This window comes from Micromonospora sp. RB23 (assembly GCF_053585025.1).
This window is the reverse complement of sequence record NZ_CM132111.1, coordinates 4,338,321-4,361,790: the sequence shown is the minus strand read 5'-3', so window position 1 is coordinate 4,361,790 and position 23,470 is coordinate 4,338,321. Positions and strand designations below refer to the sequence as shown.

8 protein-coding genes are annotated in these 23,470 nt (G+C 73.4%); 7 read left to right on the top strand and 1 reads right to left on the bottom strand.

From position 1 onward, the window contains the following. Window positions 1-12 precede the first annotated feature (12 nt). The 6 genes from ACTFTM_RS19995 to ACTFTM_RS19970 are packed head-to-tail and all read left to right on the top strand — an operon-like array spanning window position 13 to window position 21,611. Complete coding sequence (locus tag ACTFTM_RS19995) at window positions 13-7,929, top strand: type I polyketide synthase (protein WP_449561999.1); 7,917 nt, start codon at window positions 13-15, stop codon at window positions 7,927-7,929. A 1-nt stretch (window position 7,930) separates the two neighbouring features. Beyond that, complete coding sequence (locus ACTFTM_RS19990) at window positions 7,931-14,611, top strand: thioester reductase domain-containing protein (RefSeq protein ID WP_449561998.1); 6,681 nt, start codon at window positions 7,931-7,933, stop codon at window positions 14,609-14,611. A 5-nt stretch (window positions 14,612-14,616) separates the two neighbouring features. Next, a complete protein-coding gene (locus ACTFTM_RS19985; RefSeq protein ID WP_449561997.1) occupies window positions 14,617-16,356 on the top strand; it encodes an NAD(P)/FAD-dependent oxidoreductase in 1,740 nt (579 codons plus the stop codon). A 20-nt stretch (window positions 16,357-16,376) separates the two neighbouring features. Then, complete coding sequence (locus ACTFTM_RS19980) at window positions 16,377-18,140, top strand: NAD(P)/FAD-dependent oxidoreductase (RefSeq protein WP_449561996.1); 1,764 nt, start codon at window positions 16,377-16,379, stop codon at window positions 18,138-18,140. A gap of 22 nt (window positions 18,141-18,162) precedes the next feature. After that, a complete protein-coding gene (locus ACTFTM_RS19975; protein ID WP_396803041.1) occupies window positions 18,163-19,830 on the top strand; it encodes an NAD(P)/FAD-dependent oxidoreductase in 1,668 nt (555 codons plus the stop codon). Between the two features lie 8 nt (window positions 19,831-19,838). Further along, window positions 19,839-21,611: an NAD(P)/FAD-dependent oxidoreductase gene (locus ACTFTM_RS19970; protein WP_449561995.1), complete on the top strand. Its 1,773-nt coding sequence runs from the start codon at window positions 19,839-19,841 to the stop codon at window positions 21,609-21,611. Here ACTFTM_RS19970 and ACTFTM_RS19965 read toward each other — a convergent pair. Further along, window positions 21,589-22,179 carry a TetR/AcrR family transcriptional regulator gene (locus ACTFTM_RS19965; protein WP_355047930.1) on the bottom strand — a complete coding sequence of 197 codons (591 nt, stop codon included), beginning with the start codon at window positions 22,177-22,179 and terminating at the stop codon, window positions 21,589-21,591. The genes ACTFTM_RS19970 and ACTFTM_RS19965 overlap by 23 nt on opposite strands. A 151-nt stretch (window positions 22,180-22,330) precedes the next feature. On the opposite strand from ACTFTM_RS19965, the gene ACTFTM_RS19960 reads away from it, so the two are divergent. Next, window positions 22,331-23,467 (top strand): acyl-CoA dehydrogenase family protein, encoded by a 1,137-nt coding sequence (locus ACTFTM_RS19960; RefSeq protein ID WP_449561994.1) that lies wholly within the window; start codon window positions 22,331-22,333, stop codon window positions 23,465-23,467. Window positions 23,468-23,470 lie beyond the last annotated feature (3 nt).

Sequence of the window (23,470 nt, the reverse complement as noted above, 5' to 3'; positions counted from 1 at the left end):
GGTGCCGTGGGGATGCGCCGCGACCGTCGCTCGGCCTCCCGGGCAGGTGCCACCGACATCGCGGTGGTGGGCGTCGGTTGCCGGTTCCCCGGGGGAGTGGACGACCTCGACTCGCTGTGGCGCGTCCTGGACGAGGGGCGCGACGTCACCGGCCGCGTCCCGTCCGGGCGGCCCGGCGCCGCCTCGCTCGAGACGGTCGGCATCGGCGGTTTCCTGCCCGACATCGACCTGTTCGACGCCGAGTTCTTCGGCGTCTCACCGCACGAGGCGCGCGAGATGGACCCGCAACAGCGCCTCCTGCTGACGCTCGCCTGGCGTGCCATGGAGCACAGCGGCGTGCCTCTGTCGGCCTGGGCCGGCAGCAACACCGGGGTCTACTTCGGTATCCTGGCGATGGACTACGCCGTCCTGCACGCCCGCACCCTCGGTGTCGACCACGTGGGAGCGCACTACGCCAGCGGCAAGGAGTTCAGCTTCGGCTCAGGGCGGGTGGCGTACACGTTCGGTCTGAACGGGCCGTGCATGACCCTGACCGCCGCCTGCGCGTCTTCCCTGCTGGCGGTGCACCTCGCCGCGCGTGCCCTGGCGGCGGGCGACTGCGACACCGCGCTCGCCGGCGGTGTCAACCTGATGGTCGGTCCGGAGCTGACCCTCTACATGCGACGCATCCAGGCGCTGTCGCCGCAGGGGCTCTGCCGCCCGTTCGACGTGGACGCCGACGGCGTCGTGCGTGGCGAGGGCGGCGCCGTGGTCGTCCTCAAGAGGTACGCGGACGCCATCGCCGACGGTGACCAGATCTGGGGCGTGATCAAGGGAAGCGCGACGAACCACGACGGCCGCAGCGCCGGCCTGACCGCGCCCAACGCCGTCGCCCAGGAGCAGCTGCTCCGGGATGCGCTCCGCGATGCCGATGTGTCGCCCGCGGACATCGAGTACGTCGAGGCCCACAGCACCGGCACGCCGCTGGGTGACCCGATCGAGCTCAGCGCGTTGGCGGCGGTCTTCGGTCCCGAACGCGCGCCGGAGCGCCCGCTGCTCGTCGGCTCGCACAAGGCCAACTTCGGTCACCTCGACTCCGCCGCCGGCATCCTCGGCCTGCTCAAGGGCATGCTGGTCGCGCGTAACGGGGTGGTGCCGCCGCAGATCAAGCTGACGCAGCCGACACCACGGTTCGGCTGGTCCGGCTCCGGGCTGGCGGTCCCCACCACCCGTACGGCGCTGCCTGACGCGTCCCGCCGCCTCACCGGCGTCAGCGCGTTCGGTCTGTCCGGCAGCAACGTGCACGTCGTGCTCGCCGCGCCGGGCGCGGAGCGCGTCGCGCAGACGTCGGCACCCGTGTCCTGGCCGGTGCTGGTGCTGTCCGGCCCCTCCGAGTCGGCCCTGGCGGACCAGGTCACGCGGCACGCGGCGCTGCTCGACGACCCCGCGACGGCGGAGCCCGACCAGCTCGGTGACCTGCTGTTCAGCAGCGGTGCCCGGCGCAGTCACCACATCCACCGGCTCGCCGTGACCGGCGCGAGCGCCGCCGACCTGCGCGGCGCGTTGACCGCCCACCAGCACGGCGAACGGTCCGCCCGTACGGTCCGCGGCGAGTTGCTGCACGACGACCCGGCGTACGTGGTGCAGGTGTTCTCCGGCCAGGGTTCGCAGTACCCGGGCATGGGCCTCGACCTCTACCGCGCCGACCCGACCGTGCGCGCCACGCTCGACGAGTGCGACGCGTTGACGCGACGGATCGCCGGCTGGTCGCTGATGGAGGAGCTGGGCCGCCGCACCGGCAGCCGGTTGTCGGACACCCGGTTCGCCCAGCCGGCGATCTTCGCGATCCAGGTCGGGCTCTCCCGGCTCTGGGCTCGGTGGGGTGTGACGCCGGATTCGGTCGTCGGCCACAGCATGGGGGAGGTCGCCGCGGCCTGCGCGGCCGGCGCGCTGTCGCTGGAAGACGCGCTGCGGGTCATCGTGTTGCGGGGAGAGCTGCTGCAACCGGCGTCCGGCAGCGGACGGATGGCCGCGATCGCGCTGTCCGCCGACGAGGTCACCGCCGCCGTCGAACGGTACGCCGAGGTCGTGGTCGCCGCGGTCAACGGGCCGCGCTCGGTCGTGGTCGCCGGTCCGGCGGCCGCCGTGGACCGCCTGCTGGCCGACCTGACCGCCGCCGGGGTGCGGTGCGTGCCGCTGGCGGGCGACTACGCGTTCCACAGCCCGGCTGTCTCGGCGTACGGCGACGAGTTGGAGCGCCGGCTCGACGGGCTGACAGCGGCCGAGCCGTGTGTGCCGATGCTGTCCACCGTGGACCCGGCCGGCGTCGTACCGGAGTTCGGGCCGGCCTACTGGGGCCGGAACGTGCGCGAACCCGTGCTGTTCTGGCCGGCGATCGACCGGCTGTTGTCCCGGCGGCCGGCGGTCTTCGTGGAGCTGGGCCCGCACCCGGTCCTGACCGGGCCGCTGGCGGCGTCACTCGTGGCGCGCTCCCGCCGTGGCGCGGCGATCGGCAGCCTGGCGCGGGGTCGACCGCCGGTGGAGACCCTGACCCGAGCCCTCGCCGAGGCGTACGCCGCCGGTGTCGCGGTGGACTGGGCGGCGGTGCACGGCGAGGGTCGGCGGTACGTGCCGCTGCCGCCGGTCCGGCTCGCCGAGGAGAGGTACTGGCTGCCGACCCCCGAGTCGGTCGCCTCGCCGTCACCACAGGCGGCGCGGGCGGGCTCCGTCGGCTCCGCGCCCACAGCCCCTGGCGTCGGCGGTGTGGCGCTCGGCGAGCTGCGGGCCGAGGTACGCCTCATCGCACCGGACGGCACCGTCGTACAGACGCTGGCCGGGTTCGGTGTGCCGGGCACCGCCGCGCCCAACGGCGCGACCGCCAGCGGTCCGGCGGCCAGCGGTCCGGCGGCCAGCGGTCCGGCGGCCAGCGGTCCGGCGGCCAGCGGCGCGACCGCCAGCGGGACGGATACCGCGGGCGCGGGCGCCGGCGGTGGCGAGGGCGGTATCGGCGGCCGGCACGCGACAAACGGGGCCGGCGCCCGCGCTCGCACTCCGGTGGAGCGGGAGCGGATCGCCGCCCTGGTCAACGACGCCACCGCCGAGGCTCTCGGATACGAACCCGGTCGACGTCTGGCGCGTGGGCGCGGCTTCTTCGAGCTGGGCATGGACTCGCTCGCCCTGGTCGCGCTCGTCAGCCGGCTCGAACGGGAGCTGGGCACCGTCCTCGGCGCGGCGGTCGGCATCGAGCACCCGACCATCGACGCCCTCACCGACCACCTCGTCGCCGAGGCCCTGCCGGCCGCACCGACCGAGCCAGCGCGTCCGGTTGAGCCGCCCCGGCAGGCGGAGCCAGCGCCGATCGCCCCGGAGGCGGCCGTTCCGGTCGCGTCGGTCGTACGCGGGACGGCCGAGCCGGTGGCCATCGTGGGCATCGGTTGCCGGCTGCCGGGGGCTGACGGCCCCGAGCAGTTCTGGCGGCTGCTGTCCGACGGTGTCGACGCCACCGGGGACGTGCCGGCGGACCGGTGGGACGCCGAGGCGCTGCTCGGCGCCGGGCCCGGCGTCCCCGGCACGGTGGTCACCCGGCGTGGCGGTTTCCTGGACCGGGTCGATCTGTTCGACAACGGGTTCTTCCGGATCTCGGCCCGTGAGGCCCGGGCCATGGACCCGCAGCAGCGCCTCTTCCTGGAGGTGGCCTGGGAGGCGCTCGAGGACGCCGGGGTCACGCTGGCGCACCGGCGGTCCGCCCGCGTCGGTGTCTTCGTCGGCATGAACACCAGTGACTACCAGCAACTGCTGACCCGGCGAGCCCGGGACGTCGACCTCTACTACGGCACGGGCAACTCCTTCAGCGGTACGGCCGGCCGGTTGTCGTACTTCCTGGACGTTCGCGGCCCGAGCCTGGCGATCGACACGGCCTGCTCGTCCTCGCTGGTCGCGGTGCACCTGGCCGTGCAGAGCCTGCGCGCGGGGGAGGCGGACGTCGCGCTCGCCGGTGGGGTGAACGTGATGGTCCGGCCCACCGTGCACCTGGCCATGTCGGCCGCGGGCGCGTTGTCGCCCGACGGCCGCTGCAAGACCTTCGACGCCAGCGCCGACGGCTACGGGCGCGGTGAGGGCGCCGGCGTGGTGGTGCTCAAGACACTCGCGCAGGCCGAGCGCGACGGCGACCGGGTCTACGCCGTGATCCGTGGTAGCGCGGTCAACCACAACGGCGCGAGCGGCGGGCTGACGGTGCCCGGCGGCGAGGCGCAGGAGGAGCTGATCCGCACGGCGCTCGCCGCCGGCGGCGTCGCCGCGTCGGACGTGGACTACCTGGAGGCGCACGGCACCGGCACGGTGCTCGGCGACGCCGTGGAGCTGCGGGCGATGGCGCGTGCGCTCGGCGGCGGGCGGCAGCCGGACCGGCCGCTGCTGGTCGGGTCCGTCAAGACCAACATCGGCCACCTGGAGGCGGCCGCCGGTATCGCCGGGTTGATCAAGACGGCGCTGGCGCTGCGACACGGCGAGCTGCCCGCGCACCTGCACGTCACCCGCCCCACCCCTCAGGTGGATTGGGCGCGGCTGCCGGTCCGGATCACCACGTCCTCGACGGCATGGCCGGCCACCGGCGGACGACCCCGGATCGCCGGGGTGAGCGCGTTCGGCTTCACCGGGACCAATGCCCACGTGGTGCTCAGCGGGCCAGCCACCCCGGCATCGCAGAACGGGCACCTCGGCGCTCCTGCGTCCACCCGGGCCGGCGCGCTCAGGTCCGGTCGGGCTCACCTCCTGGTCCTGTCGGCCGCCGGGGACGGCGCCCTGGCCGCCGCGCGGGAGAGCTTCGTCCACGTACTGTCCGCGCCGGGCGGCGCGGACATCGGCGACATCTGCCACGCCGCGGCGGCCCGCCGCGCGCACCTGGAGCACCGGGTGGCGGTGGTCGGTCGCGGGATCGCCGACCTCGCCGCGGGGCTGTCCGGGGGCGACGGCGCGCACCAGGGCGCGGCGTCCGGCGAGACCGAGCGCCTGGTCCTGGTGTACGGGGACCGGGCGCCGGTCGACTGGCGTGCCCTCGATCGCGACGAGCCCGCGTTCCGGGCCACGTTGGACGCGCTCGACGACGGCGGCGCGCTGCGTACGGCACTGACCGCCGGCGACGTCGGCCGGGGCGAGCCCGCCGCCGTGCTGGCCGTCCAGCTCGCCCTCACCGCCGTCTGGGAGGCATACGGGGTACGACCCGACGTGGTCGTCGGACGTGGCGTCGGTGAGCTGGCGGCGGCGTGCGCTGCGGGTGCGCTCGACGCGGGGCGGGCGATCCGTGCGGCGCTCGCCGCCACGACGGTCACCGTGGCGACGCCCGCCGACACGTCGGCGGCACCCGCGCTGTGGCTGGCCTCGGCGGGCGGGCCGGTGTCCGGTCCGCACCCGGTGTCCGTGCGGTCGCCGGCGTCGGGCTGGGACGCGCTGGCCGCGTCGCTCGCGGCGGCGGGGGAGCGGGTGTGGCTCTCCGTCGACGCCGGGCCGGACGCCGGGGCCGTGGCCGTGGCAGGGGAGGCGAGCCTCCTGGCGGTCGGGGCGGATCTGGGTCGCCCGGAAGGTTTCCTGGACGTCGTCGCCCAGCTCCATGTGGTCGGTGTCGGCATCCGGTGGGAGCGGCTGTTCGGCCGTCGTCCGTACCGGGTGACGCTGCCGCGCTACCCGTGGCAGCGCCGCCGGCACTGGGCGGACACGGCGGACCCGGGGACCGGCCCGGCGCCCGTCGCCGAGCGGTCGGCCTCCGCGACCACGGCACCGGCCGTCGCGACCGCCCCGGCTGCCACCGCCGCCGTGAACGTCGTGCCCGAGGTGGCGGCCTGCGGAACCGTCGGTGTGGCCCTGCCCGACGACGTCCGGGACCGCTGCGCCGCGCGGACGTTCACCGTCCGCTGGCGTCGCGTCCCGCCGCCCGCTCCGGAGGCGGCCGGGCGGTGGCTCGTCGTCCCGCTCACGGGCGCGTCCGTCGAGGCGGGCGAGCGGGTGGTCGACGGTCTGCGGCGCGCTGGCGTCGAGGTGACCTGGCGGCCACCGTCCGCCCGCTCGGACCGCGACGAGGACTCCGGCGGCAGGCCGACCGGTGGCGTACGCGAGGACGAACTGCCGCCGTGGGCCGATGTTCCGCCCGACCACGGGATCGTGCTGGTCGCGGCGGCGGCACCCGGCAGCGTGCCGGGCGACGTCCTCGTGGCGCGTGTCGTGCGGGCGGCCCGTCAGTTTCGCGCCGGCCTCGACGTGGCTCCGGGGCGGTTGCGCGTCGTGACGGCCGGGGCGCAGCAGCCGACCGGGGCGGGCGAGGTCGACCCGGCGCAGGCGGCGGTGTGGGCGGCCGGGCGGGTCCTCGCGATGGAGGCGGCGCCCGGGTGGGGCGGCCTGGTCGATGTCGACCCGCACGTGCTCGGCGCCGCGCCACGTCAGGAGGGCCGGCAGGACGCCGGCTGGACGCCCGGCGACGCCGCCGGACTGGCCGGTGCGCTGACGGTGCCGAGGGGACCGGGGACCGGGCCGGCCGAGGACGAGCTGTGCCTGCGTGACGGGGCCTGGTACGCGGCCCGGTTGTCCCCGGCGGACCCGCTGCCGACCGCGCTACCCGAGGTCGACCTCGATCCGGACGCCTGGTACCTGGTGACCGACGCCCTGCGCCCGGCCAGCCGACCGTTCGTCGACGTGCTCGTACGCCACGGCGTGCGCCGGCTGATCGTCGGGGAGGCCACACCGCTCGACGCCACACCGCTCGACGCCGCGCCGTCCGCCGGTGCGTCGCCCGGCGGTGCGTCCCCGGGGGACGTCCGGCTCGCCGAGCTGGCAGCGGCCGGCGTGCAGGTGCGCCGCGTCGACCTCGCGGCGGCGGACCGCCGGGTGGACGAACGATCGGCGACAGACCGTGCGGCGGACCTCGCGGCCGACCTGACGCCGGACGCGTTGGGCGCCCCGCTCGGTGGCGTGCTGCTCGTCGGGATGCCCACGCCGGCCGCCCCGCTCGACACCCTCGACGAGGGCGCGGTGTCGTCGGCCGTGCGCTGGGCTGAGGTCGTACACCGGCTGGACCTGGCGACCCGTGACCTCGCGCCGCCGCTGTTCTGCGTGACCGGCGCGGCGGCCGCGGTCTGGGGGGCCGCCGGGATGACCGCGCGGGCCGCCGCCGAGGGCGCGGTCGACGCGGTGGCCGCGGCCCGGGAGCGGGCCGGTCTACCGGTCCAGGTGGTGCGGTTCATGCCCGTCGACGACCCGGCCGAGTTGTCCCGCCGGGACCGGATGGTGATGGTCGACAGCGGCCTGCGGCCGCTGGCCGGCGCGGAGGTGGGCGAGGCCTTCGAGGTGGCGCTCCGGGCGGGCCTCACCCAGGTCACGGTGGCGGACGTGGACGCGCACCGGTACGCGCGGGTGTGCCGGGAGCGGGCCGACCGCGCGTTCCTGGCCGAGGTGGGCGTCGAATCCGTGGCGGGCGACGGCCGACCGGAGGAGGCCGGGCCGCCGGTCGCGCCGCTGGCCGCCGTCGTGCTGGCGCTGCCGGCGGAGCAGCGGGCCGAGCGCCTGCTGGAGGCGGTGCTCGACGCGGTGGCCGAGGTGCTGGGCGAGGCGTCCGGGGTGGACGTGCTGGCTCACCAGGGCTTCTTCGACCTCGGCATGGACTCGGTGATGTCGCTGAGCCTGCGCGGCTGGCTGGAACGCGAGCTGGGTGTGGACCTGCCGGCGACGCTCACGTTCGAGTTTCCCAACGCGGCGGCGCTCACCGACCACCTGCTGACGCTGCTCGCTCCGGCCGCCACCCCGGCCCGGCCGAGCACGCCGACCACCACGCCGAGCGCCACGGCGGCCGGCACGCCGACCACGGCGCCGGCCAGCACGCCCGACGGGGCCGGCGACGACCTGGCGGAGATGTCCGAGGACGAGCTGATCGCGCGGCTGTCGGCCGCGCTCGCGGAGGGAGGCTGAGATGTCGACGACCGCCTCGCGTACCCCGGACAGCCGCCGGCTCATGGCCGACGCGCTGCGCACCATCGAGGACCTGCGCCGCCGCCTGGCCGACAGCCGTGACGGCTGGTTGGACGAACCGATCGCCATCGTCGGCATGGCCTGCCGATTCCCCGGCGGAGCGCACTCGCCGGAGGAGTTCTGGACCCTGCTGCGCAACGGGGTGGACACCACCGCGGAGTTCCCGCCGGAGCGCGCCGACGCCCGGGCGTACCACGACCCGGACCCGGAGACGCCGGGCAGGGCGTACACGATCCGGGGCGCCTTCCTCGACCAGGTCGACCGCTTCGAGCCGGAGGCGTTCGGGATCTCCCCGCGCGAGGCGCTCGGCATGGACCCGCAGCACCGGATCGCGCTGGAGATCTGCTGGGAGGGGCTGGAGCGTGCCGGCTACGCGCCCGACCGGCTCGACGGCTCGCGTACCGGCGTCTACTTCGGGCTGAGCACGACCGACTACGTACGCGCCCGGCAGGCCGTCGGCGACATCAACGACGTCGACTTCTACCAGCTCACCGGCGAGCCCAGCTTCCTGGCCGGCCGCATCTCGTACCTGCTCGGACTGCGGGGGCCGAGCAAGGTCGTCGACACCTCCTGCTCGTCGTCGCTGGTGGCCCTGCACGAGGCGTGCCAGGCGCTGCGGCTGCGCGAGTGCGACCTGGCGTTGGCGGGTGGGGTGAACCTGCTGCTGTCCCCGTACGGCTTCGTGATGATGAGCAAGTTCCGCGGGCTGTCCGCCGACGGGCGGTGCAAGACGTTCGACGCGTCGGCCGACGGCTACGCCCGCGGGGAGGGCGCCGGCGTCGTGGTGCTCAAGCGGCTGTCCGACGCGTTGGCCGACAACGACCCGATCGTCGCGGTCGTCCGCGGTTCGGCGGTCAACCACGACGGTCGCTCCAGCGGCCTCACCGTGCCGAACCCGCTCGCCCAGCAGGACGTGGTCGGCGCGGCCATGGCCCAGGCCGGCGTCGGGCCGGACGGCGTGGACTACGTCGAGGCGCACGGGACGGGCACCTCGCTCGGCGACCCCATCGAGCTGCGCGCGCTGGAAGCCGTCATCGGCCGGCACCGCCGCCCCGACGACCCGCTGCTGGTGGGCTCGGTGAAGACGAACATCGGGCACCTGGAGCCCGCCGCCGGCATGGCCGGCCTGTTCAAGGTCGTCCTGGCGATGTCGTACGGCGAGATCCCACCGCACCTGCACCTGAGCGAGCCGAACCCGAACCTGGACTGGTCCGGTCTGCACGTGCGGGTGCCCGTCGCCTGCACGCCGTGGCCGGACCGGGGCCACCCGCGCACCGGCGGGGTGAGCAGTTTCGGCGCGAGCGGAACGAACGCGCACGTCGTGCTGGCGGCACCGCCGGCCGGTGCCGATCGTGCTGGCGCCCGACCGCCGTACGGGCTGTTCCTGGCGTCCGCGCGTACCGAGGAGGCGCTGCGCGAGACGGCCGACCGGCACGCGCGGTGGCTGCGCGGTCCGCACGCGGTGTCCCTCGGCGACGCCTGTTACACGACGCACGTCGGCCGTGCGGTCCAGACGCACGGCCTCGCGGTCACCGCCGCCGACACCGACGAGCTGGCGGACGTCCTGTCCGCGTACGCCCAGGGCCGCCACCCGCGCGGGCTGACGGTCGCCGCGCTGCCCCGCCGCCGCGATCGCAAGGTCGCCTGGCTGTTCACCGGTCAGGGCGCCCAGTACCCGGGCATGGCCCGGGGGCTGGTGGGGAACGCCGCCTTCCGCGCCGCGTTCGAGGAGGCCGCGGCGCTCTTCGACAGCGAGCTGCCCCGTCGGTTGGCGGACGTGCTGTGGGCCGACGGTCCGACGCCGCTCGACGACACCCGGTACACGCAGCCGGCGCTGTTCGCGGTCGAGTACGCCCTGGCCCAGATGTGGCTCTCCTGGGGGCTGCGACCGTCCGCGGTGGCCGGGCACAGCGTCGGCGAGCTGGTCGCCGCCTGCGTCGCCGGCGTGCTGGACCTGCCCGCCGCCGCGACGCTGGTGGCCGCGCGGGCACGGCTGATGGCCGAGCTGCCGGCGGGCGGCGCGATGGCCGCCGCGGGCTGCGCGGAGGAGGTCGCCGTCGCGGCGATCGACGGGTACGCGGCGACGGTCTCCGTCGCCGCGGTCAACGGGCCGAGCGACGTCACGATCTCGGGCAACGCCGCCCATCTGGCCACCGTCATGGAACGGCTGGCGACCGACGGCGTCCGCACCCGGCGGCTGGCCGTGTCGCATGCGTTCCACTCGCCGCTGATCCGGCCCATGCTGGAGCCGTTCCGGACGGTGCTGGCCGGCCTGTCGTTCCGCGCGCCACGCATTCCGTTGGCGTCCAACGTCACCGGTCGACTGTTCGGCGACGACGACCTCGGCCCGGACTACTGGCTGCGGCACGCGGCCGGCGCGGTCCGCTTCCGCGACGGGGTGCGCGCGTTGCACGACGCGGGCGTGCGCACCTTCGTGGAGCTCGGGCCCGCGCCCGTGCTGACGGCCCTCGCCGCCCGCTCCCTCGACGGCGAGCCGGACTGCGCGTTCGTGCCCACGTTGCGCCGGGGCGGCGAGGACCTGCGGGAGGTGCTCGGCGCGGTCGGCACGGTGAGCCTGCGGGGTTCGCGCCCGGACTGGCGGGCGTTCCACGAGGGCGAGGACGTCCGCGCGGTACCGCTGCCGACGACACCCTGGCGCGGGGCGCACTACTGGTTCCGCGAGGTCGGGCCGGCGTCCGCGCCGGTCGTCGCCGAGGAGACCCGGGCCGCCGTCGTGGTCGGTGACATCCCGGGCGTCGGCCGCCGCCTGCCCGGACCCGTGCCGGCGTACGAGGTGACGCCCGAGGCGCTGCCCGGGGAGTCACCGGGTCTCGGCGCGGTGCTGGACGTGGCGGTCCGGGCCGCCACGGACTGCCTGGGTGGCGGGTGGCGGTGCGCCGAGGATCTGAGCGTCCACGCGTCGGTCCCGAGCGGCGACCGGGGTCACCTGCGGCTCACCGTCACGGCGCGGGACGACGGCTCGGCCGCGTGGGAGTTGGTCGGGGCCACGGCGGCCCGCGAGGCGCTGGCCGCGCCGTGGATCCGTCACGCCAGCGGGCTGTTGCGTCGCCGGTGGCCGGCCGACCGCCCGTACCCCGCCGGGGACACCGACGCCGAGACCCCACCGGAGATGTCGGTGCCGGACGGCGCGGACTGGCACGAGGTGCTCGACGCCGCGCGGGTCGCGGTCACGGCGGCGGGCGGGGCGGTGCCGGAGGTGGGGTCGACGGTGGCCGGCTGCGGCGCGCTCGGTGGCTCGCCCGCGACGTCGGGTGCCGCTGTGCCGCCGGACGGCGTACGGGGGGTGCGGGTCCGCGCCGGGTCCGTGCGGACCGTCGGCGAGGCGGTGACCGGCGACGTCGACCTGCTCGACGCCGGCGGCGTCCCGATCGGGTACGCGCGGGACGTGACCGTCGCGCCGGTGCCCGCCGCGGCGCACTGGGAGGACCCGGCCGACCTGCTCTACGAGCAGACCTGGGTGCCCCTGCCCGCATCCCCGAAGCCGCCGGCCGACCTGGCCGGACGGAGCTACCTGCTGGTGGCCGACCCGGCCGGTCAGGACGCCGCCCTGGTGACCGGGCTGGCCGCGCTGCTGCGCGAGCGGCACGCCGCGGTCACCGTGGCGGCCCCGCCGGTGGTGGGGAAGGGGCCGGACTGCCGGCCCGACCCCGCCGCGGTCCGGGAACTGGTGGCCGCATGGTCCGCCGGCCCGGGCCGCCCCTCGCTCGCGGTGGTCCTGACCGGGCTCGACGCGCCCGCGTCGGCGGACTGCGACGCCGCGAGCCTTCAGGAGTACGCCGGGCGCGCCGACCTGACGACCCTCGCCCTGCTGAGCGGGATGCTCGACGACCCGGCGTGCGTTGACGCCCGACTCACGCTGGTGACCCGCGCTGCACTGCGAGTGCCGACGGAGTCCGCCGCCCCGGACGCGGTCGCCCCGGTCGCCGGCACGCTCTGGGGTCTGGGTCGGGTGCTGGCGTTGGAGCACCCGGACCGGTGGGGTGGCGCGATCGACCTGGACCCGGAGCGCCGACCCGGCGAGGACCGGCTGCTGTTGGCCGCGCTGACCACGGGTGGGCTGACTGTTGGCGACCCGTCCGGCGTCGACCCCGCCGACGGGGAGGACGGCTACGACGACCAGCAGGCGCTGCGCGCCGATCGTCGGTACGCGCTGCGCCTGGCGCCCGCATCGCTGGCACCCGAGGCGCTGCGTCGTCGGCCGCCGGTCGACGGCGAGGCCACGTACCTGATCACCGGAGCCTTCGGTGGGATCGGCCTGGCCGTCGCGGAGTGGCTGGCCCGTGCCGGCGCCGGCCGCCTGGTGCTGCTCGCCCGCACGCCGCTGCCGGAGCGGAACGGTTGGGCCGACGCCACCGGAGAGGCGGCGCGGCGGATCGACGCGGTGCGGCGGCTGGAGCGGTTGGGGACGACCGTCGACGTGGTCGCCGCCGACGTGGTCGACGAGGCGGCGATGACCGCCGTGTTCGCGGCGCTGGAGGGCGACCCCCTGCCGCTGCGCGGCGTCGTCCACGCGGCCGGCGTGTCCGAGCCCGAGTTCGCCCGCACGGCCACCGACGCAGCGTACCGGCGGGTGTGGCTGCCGAAGGTGATCGGCGGTTGGCTGCTGCACCAGCTCACGCGCGGCGTGGAGCTGGACTTCTTCGTCGGCTTCTCGTCGATCGCGGCGATCTGGGGCTCGCAGCACCTGGCCAGCTACGCGGCGGGCAACGCGTTCCTCGACGCGCTGGCCGGGCACCGCGAGGCCGCCGGCCTGCCGGCCCTGTCCGTCGCGTGGGGGCCGTGGGACCTGCCCTCCGCGCTCTTCGGCGACGAGGTGATGGCATTCCTGAAGGCCACCGGGCTGCGCCCGTTGCCGGCCGACCAGAGCATCCGGTTGCTCGGGGCGCTCGCGGCCGGTGACGCCTCGCAGCGGGTGGTGTGCGCGGTGGACTGGTCGGTGTTCAAGCCGGTCATGCAGGCCCGTACGGAGCGGCCGATGCTGCGCGGCATCACCGCCGACGAATCGGCTGCGGACGACGTCGCGGAAGCGCCGCTGCTGGCCGGCCTGCGCGCCGAGCGCGACCCGCGCCGGGTGCGGGCGACGCTCGTCGCGTACGCGGTCGAGGTGGCGGCGGACGTCCTGGGCGCCGGGTCGGGGGCCCTCGACGAGGAGAGCGACGTGCTGGCCAGCGGCATGGACTCGCTCATGGTCATGGACGTTGTCCGGCGTTGCCGGCGGGATCTCGGCCTCACCGTGCGCGCCGGTGACCTGCTCACCCTCGCCACCCCGGCACAGTGGGCCGACCTGTTCGCCGGGCTGCTGGCCGACCGGTCCGTCGACGCGTCCGCCGACGACGGCGTCCCGCCCGCCGGTGACCTGGGCGGCGGGGACCAGGGCGGCGGCGACCTGGCGGATGACCCGGCCAGTGACCCGGCGTGGATCGCCGGCGACGTGACCCTCGCGCCGGACATCCGGGTGGTCGGTGACCCGCCCGCCCGGGTGCGCGACCCCCGGCACGTCCTGCTGACCGGCGCGACCGGCTTCGTGGGCGGCTACCTGCTGCACACCCTGCTCGAGTCGACCGCCGCCCGGGTGTGGTGCCTGGTGCGGTGCGCCGACGAGGAGGCCGGCCTGCGGCGGCTGCTGGACAACATGGAGCGCTACCTCCCGCTGCCGGCCACCGCCGTCGACCGGATCACGGTGCTGCCCGGTGACCTGGGCCGGCCCGGGTTGGGCCTGTCCGCCGACCGGTACGACGAACTCGCCGACCTGCTGGACGGCATCTACCACTGCGGCGCCCGGGTGCACTTCGGCTACAACTACCGGCAGCTCCGGCCGGACAACGTCACGGGCACCGAGGAGGTTCTGCGGTTGGCCGCGCGCGGCCGGCCGACCGCGGTCCACCACGTCTCGACGTACGGCATCTGGGGTCTGCCGGCTCCCGGCCGGGACGTCGTCGGCGAGGACGACGACATCGCCACGGCCGGTCGGCTGGTGACCGGTTACGTGCAGACCAAGTGGGCGGCGGAACGACTTGTCGAGCTGGCCCGCGAACGCGGGGTGCCGGCCGACATCTACCGGCCGGGCCGGGTGCTGGGCGACTCCCGCACCGGCGCGAGCCTGACCACCCACTTCACCACCCGGGTGATGAAGGGCTGCGTGCAGCTCGGGTTGGCGCCGGACATCGACATCAAGGTGGAGATGACGCCCGTCGACTACGTGGCGAGTGCCCTGGTGCACATCTCCCGCTACGGCCCGGACCTGGGTGGCACGTACCACCTGGTGAGCCCGTACAAGGCGCTCTTCGCGGACGTGGTGCGCGCGCTGCGTCGGCACGGCTTCCCGGTCGAGGTCGTACCCGTCGGCCAGTGGTGGCAGGCGCTCAAGGCGACCTATGCCGTCGGCACGAACGAGCTGCACCCGGTCATGCCGGTGGTCCAGGAGTTCGTGGTCGGTGGCGAGGAGGCCGTCCACTACGCCGTCGGCAACACCGAGGAACAACTGCGGGGCACCGACGTGCGGTGTCCGCCGTTGGACGACGACCTACTCGACATCTACCTGCGCTGGATGGTGCGGACCGGCTACCTGCCCGCTCCCACAGCGGCCGATGAAGGAGCTTGAACGACATGACTGATCATCCGCGCAGCACTCCGGAGTACGACGTCGCGATCATCGGGTCCGGCCTGTCCGGCACCATGCTGGCCGCCTGCCTGGCCCGCAACGGCGCGAAGGTGCTGATCGTCGACGGCACCACCCATCCGCGCTTCGCCATCGGCGAGTCGACCATCCCGGCGACGTCGATGATGATGCGGCTGGTCAGCGAGCGGTACGGGGTTCCCGAGATCAAGTGGCTGTCCACCTTCGAGGGTGTGCAATCCAAGATCAATACGACCTCGGGGGTCAAGCGCAACTTCGGCTTCGTCTACCACCGGCCGGGGGAGCGCCAGGACCCGCGCGAGACCCACATGTTCCCGATCCCCAAGGTCACCCACACCGAGAGCCACTTCTACCGCCAGGACATCGACAACTGGATGCTGACGGTCGCCGCCAAGTACGGCACCACCGTCCGCCAGCAGGTGCGGATCACCGGCGTGGAGATCGACGACGACGGTGCGACCCTCAACCACACCGGCGGCCACTTCCGGGCCAAGTTCGTGGTCGACGCCAGCGGCTTCCGCTCGGTGCTGGCCGAGCAGTTCGGCCTGCGGGAGGAGCCGACCCGGTTCCGCCACCAGTCGCGGTCGCTGTTCACGCACATGGTCGGCATCCGGCCGTACGACGAGTTGGCCCCCAAGTCCCGCTACGGGCACCCGAGCCCGTGGCACGACGGCACGCTGCACCACCTGTTCCGCGGCGGCTGGATGTGGGTGATCCCGTTCGACAACCACCTGCGCGGCACCAACGACCTGTGCAGCGTCGGGCTGCAGCTCGACCCGCGGATCCACCCGGTGCCGGACTGCTCTCCGGAGGAGGAGTTCCGCCGCTTCATCGCGCAGTACCCGGACATCGAGCCGCAGTTCGCCGAAGCCCGGTCGGTCCGTGACTGGACCCGCACCGGCCGGCTGCAGTACTCGTCGCGGCAGACGGTCGGCTACCGCTGGTGCCTCACCTCGCACGCGGCCGGCTTCCTGGACCCACTGTTCTCCCGGGGGCTGTCGAACTCGCTGGAAACGATGCACGCGCTGGTGCACCGCCTGCTGTCCGCGATCGAGGACGACGACTTCTCGGTCGAGCGGTTCGAGTACATGCAGGAGTTCGAGCAGGGTCTGCTCGACTTCAACGACGACCTGGTCGCCAACGCGTACACGTCGTTCGGTGACTGGCGACTGTGGGACGCCTGGTTCCGCATCTGGTCGCTCGGGCAGTTCATCGCCACCTTCGAGGTGAACCGGGCGTACGCCCGCTTCCTGGACACCCGCGACCCGGCGGTGCTGGCCCCGCTGGAGCGGCCGTGGTGGCGGGGGCGGGTCATCCCGCAGGACTCGCCGTACGGAGCGGTCATGGTCCTGTTGCAGCAGGTCAACGACATGACCCGGGCGGTGCAGGAGGGGCGGGCGGACTCCGGGGAGACGGCTGCCGAGCTGCTGCGGCTGCTGCGTGAGGCGGACTTCGTACCGCCCGCGTGGGGCCTGGCCGACCCGGACAACCAGTGGACCGACGCCAACTTCTTCGAGATCGGCAAGACCCTGCGCTGGGCCCGCAAGAAGGCGCCGAAGGCCGTCGGCGACCTCACGTACGAGGGTCTGACGCTCTTCATGAAGAAGCGCTTCTCGCCCGGCGAGTTCGCCGTCGGCGAGGAACTCAAGCACCTCATCGCGCGCTGGCCCGTGGTCGGCAAGCGACTCCGCGTCCCGACGCCGAAGTGAATCCAATGGATAAGGAGTCCATGATGGAAGGTGCGGCCGCGCACAACGGGATGTTCGACGTGGTGGTGATCGGTTCGGGGCTGGCGGGCTCCACCCTGGCGGCGTGCCTGGCCGCCAACGGCGCGTACACGCTGGTGATCGACGCCGGGACGCACCCCCGCTTCGCCGTCGGCGAGTCGACCATCCCGTACACGTCGATGGCCATGCGGTTGATCAGCGAGCGGTACGGCGTGCCGGAGATCAAGTACCTGAGCACCTTCGAGTCGGTGTACGCGCACATCAACACCACCGGCGGGGTGAAGAGGAACTTCGGCTTCGTCTACCAGCGGCCGGGCGAGAAGCAGCGGCCCGAAGAGTCCAACATGTTCCAGATCCCGAAGATCCTGAACACCGAGAACCACTTCTTCCGGCAGGACATCGACAACTTCATGCTGACGGTCGCGGCCAAGTACGGCGCGGTGATCCGGCAGCAGACGCGCATCGCGGGCGTCCAGGTCGACGACGACGGCGTGACGCTCGACGTCGGCCCCGGCGCGCCCGTGCGGGCCCGCTACCTGGTGGACGCGAGCGGCTTCCGCTCGGCGCTGGCCGAGCAGTTCGACCTGCGGGAGGAGCCGACCCGGCTGGAACACCACTCGCGGTCGTTGTTCACGCACATGGTCGGCGTGCGGCCGTTCGACGACTTCGCCCCGCGCGGCACGTACGGCAACCCCACCCGGTGGCACGAGGGGACGCTGCACCACATCTTCGAGGGCGGCTGGATGTGGGTGATCCCGTTCGACAACCATCCCCGGTCCACCAACGACCTGTGCAGCGTCGGCGTGCAGTTCGACCCGCGGATGTACCCGGTGCCGGACTGCTCGCCGGAGGAGGAGTTCCGGCAGTTCCTCGACCGGTACCCGGGCATCGCGCAGCAGTTCACCCACGCCACGCCGGTGCGCGAGTGGGTGCGGACGGGCCGCCTGCAGTACTCGCCGAAGAAGACGGTGGGCTACCGCTGGTGCCTCATGTCGCACGCGGCGGGCTTCGTCGACGCGCTGTTCTCGCGCGGCCTGTCGAACACCATGGAGATCATCAACGCGTTGACCCAGCGGCTGCTCGACGCGCTCAAGGACGACGACTTCGCCGTCGAGCGGTTCGAGTACGTGCAGGAACTCGAACAGGGTCAGCTCGACTTCAACGACGACCTGGTCAACAACGCGTACATCGCGTTCCGGGACTGGGACCTGTGGGACGCCTGGTTCCGGGTGTGGGCGTTGACCCAGATTCTCTCCACCTTCGAGATCAACCGGGGTTACGCGCTCTACTCCAAGACCCGTGATCCCGCCGTGCTGCGGCGGATGGAACGGCCGTGGTGGCGGGTGGAGCTGCGCGAGTTCGACCGGTCGAAGGTCGACGACCCGGACCACGCCGAGGTGCTCGAGTTCCTGGCCGGCGTCAGCCGGATGATGCGCGCCGTCGACGCGGGGGAGGCGGAGCCCAAGGACGTCGCCAAGCAGATCCGCGACCAGCTCGCCCGCGCGCGGTTCGTGCCGCCGGCGTTCGGTCTGGCCGACCCGGAGATTCGGATCACCGGCGCCTCCGCGGCCAAGGTGCTCGGCACGCTGCGCTGGGCGAAGCGGGACGCGCCGCCGGCGATCGGTGAGCTGACCTACGAGGGTCTGACCCTCTTCATGCGCAAGCGCTTCGCCCGGGGCGAGTTCGAACCGGTCGAGGAGATCAAGCAGAAGCTCGCCGGCTGGCCGGTGCTCGGCTCCCGGCTGCGCGTTCCCGAGCCGAAGTAACCCGAGGAAATTGGAGTGCACGGTGAGTGAATTGATCGAGGCCGAGAAGGCCACCTATGACGTCGCCATCCTCGGCGCGGGTTTCGCCGGCTCGATGCTCGGCGCGATCCTGGCCCGCAACGGCGCGAAGGTGCTGCTGGTCGATGCCAAGGCGCACCCGAAGTTCGCCATCGGGGAGTCGACCATCCCGAACATGCTGGTGTCGTTGCGCACCATGTCCGAGCGGTACAAGGTGCCGGAGTTGATGACCCTGGCGACGCTGACCGCCTGCCAGAAGATCATCTCGCCCTGGCACGGCAAGAAGGACCACTTCGCCTTCCTCAACCACCAGGAGGGCAAGCCGCAGGACCCGAAGCAGGTCACGATGTTCAACTTCCCGAGCCTGCTGCACGAGACGCCGCACATGTACCGGCAGGACACCGACGCGTACCTGTTCCACGCCGCGATCAAGTACGGCTGCACGGCCCGGGTGAACTTCACGATCGCCGACGTCGACTTCGACGACTCCGGCGTCACGGTCAGTTCGACCCGGGGCGAGCAGTTCCGCAGCCGGTACGTGGTGGACGCCAGCGGTTACCGCTCACCGCTGGCCGAGAAGTTCGGGCTCCGCGAGGACCCGTGCCGGTACAAGCACCACTCGCGGGCCGTCTGGAACCACATGATCGACCTCAAGACCACCGACGAGGTGTTCCAGCGCACCGGAGCGGACAAGCCGCCCGTGCCGTTCTACGAGGGCACCGTCCACCACCTGTTCCCGCGCGGCTGGTCCTGGGTGATCGCGTTCAACAACCACAAGGACTCCAAGAACCCGCTGTGCAGCGTGGGTCTCACGATGGACCCGCGGATGTACCCGAAGACGCCCGGCATGTCGCCGGAGGAGGACTTCTGGAAGCACATGCAGCGGTTCCCGGGCATGGCCGCGCAGTTCGAGGGCGCCCGGCCCATGCGGGAGTGGGTGGGCACCGACCGGGTCCAGTACTCGTCGAAGACCACCGTCGGTGACCGGTGGGTGCTGCTGGCCCACGCCGCGGCGTTCATCGACCCGCTGTTCTCCCGGGGTCTGTCCAACACCTGCGAGGCGGTCAACGTGCTGGCCTGGCGGATCCTGCGGGCGGTCGGCGACGACGACTTCTCGGCCGACCGGTTCGAGGGGGTGAACACGCGCCAGCAGGCGCTGTTCGACGGCAACGACAAGCTGGTCAACGCCGCGTACGCCTCGTTCGAGCACTACTCGCTGTGGACGGCCGTGTTCCGGATCTGGGCGTGGGGCTCGAACGCCGGCACGTTCCGGGCCCACGAGGCGTACCGCCGGTGGCGCTCCACCGGCGACGACCGGCATCTGAACGAGCTGGAAGAGGTGAAGAACCCGGGTCTGCACTGGTCCGACCACGAGGGCTACGGCGAGCTGTTCGAGGACATGGTCAAGCAGTGCGGCGACTTCGAGGCCGGCAAGATCACCGGCGACGAGGCGGCGGACGCCCTCTACGACCACCTCAACCGGGCGCCCTTCGTGCCGGACCACTGGGGCTGGAAGGACCGCCACCTGCGGTTCATCAACCCGACCCCGCTCAAGATCGGCCGGACGATGCTGTGGGCGGCGACCAAGGCGCCGCCGGACGTGCGGCGGCTGATGCTCGGCTTCCTGCGTGAGGCCGGCAAGGAGCAGCTCATGGGCCGGAAGATCTTCTAGGAGGCCGGATGACCACCACCGAACCCGACGCCACGGTGTCGTACGACGTCGTGATCCTGGGCAGCCATCTGGCGACCGGCCTGCTCGCCACGGTACTGGCCAAGCAGGACCTGCGGGTCCTGCTCGTCGGCTCGCGCGACGACACGCTGCTACCGTCGGGCGACAGCACCGTGCCGTACACGACCGCTGTGTTGCACCTGCTGGCCGAGCGGTTCGACGTACCGGAGATCGCCTCCTTCGCCCACTTCGAGGACCTGCCGGACGCGGTACGCCGGACCAGCGGGATCAAGAAGAGCCTGGCGTTCCTGCACCACACGGCGGGTCGCCGGCACGATCCGGCGCACACCGTGCAGTTCCACGTGCCGGGCGAACACAGCGAGTGGCACCTCTACCGGCCGGACGTCGACGGGTACGCCCGGGAGTTGGCCGTGCGGTACGGCGCGTCGGTGCTGCCGGAACGGGCGTCGACCACCGAGGTCCGGCTGGCCCCCGAGGCCGTACACCTGACCTTCGGCTCGGGGCGGACGGTGACCACGCGGTTCGTGGTGGACGCCTGCGGCGAGGAGTCACCGCTGCGGGCGGCGACCGCCGACGGCGAACCGCGCCCGCTGCTGTTGCGGTCGAGGATGATGCACGCCCACCTGCGCGGCGTCCGGAAGTTCGAGGAGTGCAGCCGGCTCGCCGACTACCACCGGGCGACGACCTGGTCACGGGGGACCGTGCACCACCTGTTCGACGGCGGCTGGATCCAGGTGGTGGACTTCCGCAACCACCACGACGCGGCCAACGACCTGTGCAGCGTGACGGTGGGCCTTGACCAGGACCGGTTCGACGACCTGCCGGCGGAGCCGGACGCCGCGTTCCGGGCGCTGGTCGCGCCGTTCCCGAGCCTCGCGGAGCAGTTCGCGTCCGTCACGGCGGAGGGCGGCTGGACCACCTCGCCCCACTGGCAGCGTCGGGCGGCGGTGACCCACGGGCCCCGGTGGTTCGCCATGGAGCGGTCGGCCTGCCGTACCGACGAGTTCCTGTCCCGGGACGTGACGATGACGGCGGAGACGGTCCACGCGCTCGGGGCCGCGCTGCCCCGGGCGCTGCGCGACGAGCCGGCGACGGGCGTCGTGCTGGCCGAGGTGGCCGCCTTCCAGGACGCGCTGATCGAGTTCAACGATCAGATCCTCGCCGCCGCCCGTACGGCCGCCGGCAGCTTCGCGTTGTGGAACGCGTACAGCCGGGTCTGGCTGCTCTGGCAGATCCTGGCCCACCTGTCGCTGAAGCGGGCCACCAACGATGCCCTGGCCGCCGGGACGTGGGATCCGGTCGAACGGTTCGCCGACGGCGGACTGTGGTTCCGCACCCCGGACGGTCTGCGCCAGATGTTGGACTGGTTCTTCGAGGTGTTCGCCCGGGTCCGGGCCGGGGAGCTGAGGCAGGCCGAGGCGGCCGACATGATCTTCCGCGAGCTGCGCCGGGCGCGGTTCGTGCCGCCGCTGTACCGGTTCGGCGACCCGAACGCGCGGTACTACCACTTCACGATGCCCCGTCGGCTTCTCATGGTGGCCTGGGTCATGACGGTGGCGCCCGCGGACTTCAAGCGGCTGCTGACCAAGGACAACGTGACCGGCCGACGGGACGACGCGCCGTCGCCGACCCGGGGGCGGGCGTCGGTCGACGACGGGCGGGTGTCGGTCGACGATGACGGGCGGGTGGCGGCCCACGACGTCGGACGTGCGGACGGCCCGGCCGCCGGCGCGCCCGGCGTCACTCAGCCAGGTCGGCGGTGAGGTAGTGCTGGATCGTGCGACCCATCATCCGGGCCAGGTCGTCGCGGTCGTGCCGGGACAGCTCGGTGCCGTCGATCAGGTAGCGGCACAGGGCCAGGCCGATCACCTGGGACGCGGCGAGCGCCGCGCGCAGTTCGTGTCGGTCGGGGCTGACGCCCTCGGCCAACGTGCCGAAGAACGCCCGGACGAACTCGTCGCGCATCAGCTCGGCGATCTCGTCGCTGGTCAGCGAGGCGGACAGCCGGGCCCGGTAGGAGATCGTCGTACGAGGGCTGTCCCAGTGGGTGAGCAGAGCGGTCGCGGTGGCCCGACCCAACCGGCGACGGCTGCCGGCCAGGAGCTGCTCGGCCAGCTCGACGGGGTTGCCGTCGACCTGCACCGCGTGGCGCAGGAGTTGCTCCTTGGAACCGTAGTAGTGCCGCACGAGCCGCGGGTCGACACCCACGCGCCGGGCGACACTGCGGATGCTCACCCCGGTCAGGCCGCACTCGGAGATCTCCCGCCGGGTGACGTCGAGGATCGCCTGCCGGATGCCGCTGCCACCGTCGAATCCCTGCTGCGTCGTCAAGGCAACCTCTTACGAGTTCCCGTACGCCCGAGCGCACGGCCCGATGAAATACCGAAGTCTAGACCTTTGAGGATATGTCAGTCCGGTCCGGGTTGCTCCTGCAAGCCGGTCATTCCGTCGCGTCGGTTCACCACGCGGTCGAGGGGGCACCGTGGACTTCGCCTGGACGCCTGAGCAGCGGGACGCGTACGACCAGGTGCGCGCGAGCGCCGAGCAGGCGTTCCCGCCCACCGCCGACGCCAGCCGGCTGCATGACCGGGAGGCCTGGAGACGCCTCGGCCGGCTGGGATTGCTCGGCCTGTGCATCCCCGCCGAGTACGGCGGCGGTGGGCTGGGCGCCCTGGACACCGCGCTGCGTGTCGAGGCGTTCGGTCGGGGGTGCGCGGACACCGGTCTGGTGTTCGCGGCCAGCGCGCACCAGTTCGCGTGCGCGGTGCCAATCGCCGGGTTCGGCACGCCGGAGGTGAAGAAGGGCCTCCTACCGCGGATCTGCTCGGGCGAGGTGGTGGCCGGCAACGCGATGACCGAGGCGGGCGCGGGCTCCGACGTCTCGCGGCTCGCCGTGACCGCGACGGAGACGGCGGACGGCTACCTGCTCAACGGCGAGAAGACGTTCGTGACAAACGGACCGGTGGCCGACGTGCTGGTGACCTACGCGACCACCGATCCGGCGGCCGCCCATCTCGGTGTCACCGCGTTCGTGCTGGACCGGGACACTCCCGGCCTGACGGTCAGCGAGCCGTTGGACAAGATGGGACTCGTGTCGGCGCCGGCCGGTCGGGTGTCCTTTCAGGACTGCCTGGTGCCGGCGCACCGGGTGCTCGGCGAGCCGGGCCAGGGCGCGGCGATCTTCCAGCACTCGATGCGTTGGGAACGGGCCTGCCTGTTCGCCGGATATGTCGGCCTGCTGGACCGCCTGGTGCAACGCTGCGTCCAGCACGCGACCTCGCGCCGCCAGTTCGGCCGGCGCATCGGTGACTTCCAGGCGGTGGCGAACCGCATCGTGGAGATGAAGCTGCGGACGGAGTCGGCGCGGCTGCTGCTCTACCGCTGCTGCTGGGAGATGGACAACGGCGGCGGCTCGGAGCTCAACGTGGCGTTGTCGAAGCTGGCCGTCTCCGAGGCGGCCGTCGCCGGGGCGCTGGACGCGGTGCGCCTGTTCGGTGGACTCGGATACCTGCGCGACACCGGGATCGAGACGATGCTGCGCGACGCCGTCCCCAGCACGATCTTCTCCGGCACGTCGGACGTCCAGCGGCTGCTCATCGCCCGCGAACTGGGCCTGTGAGGG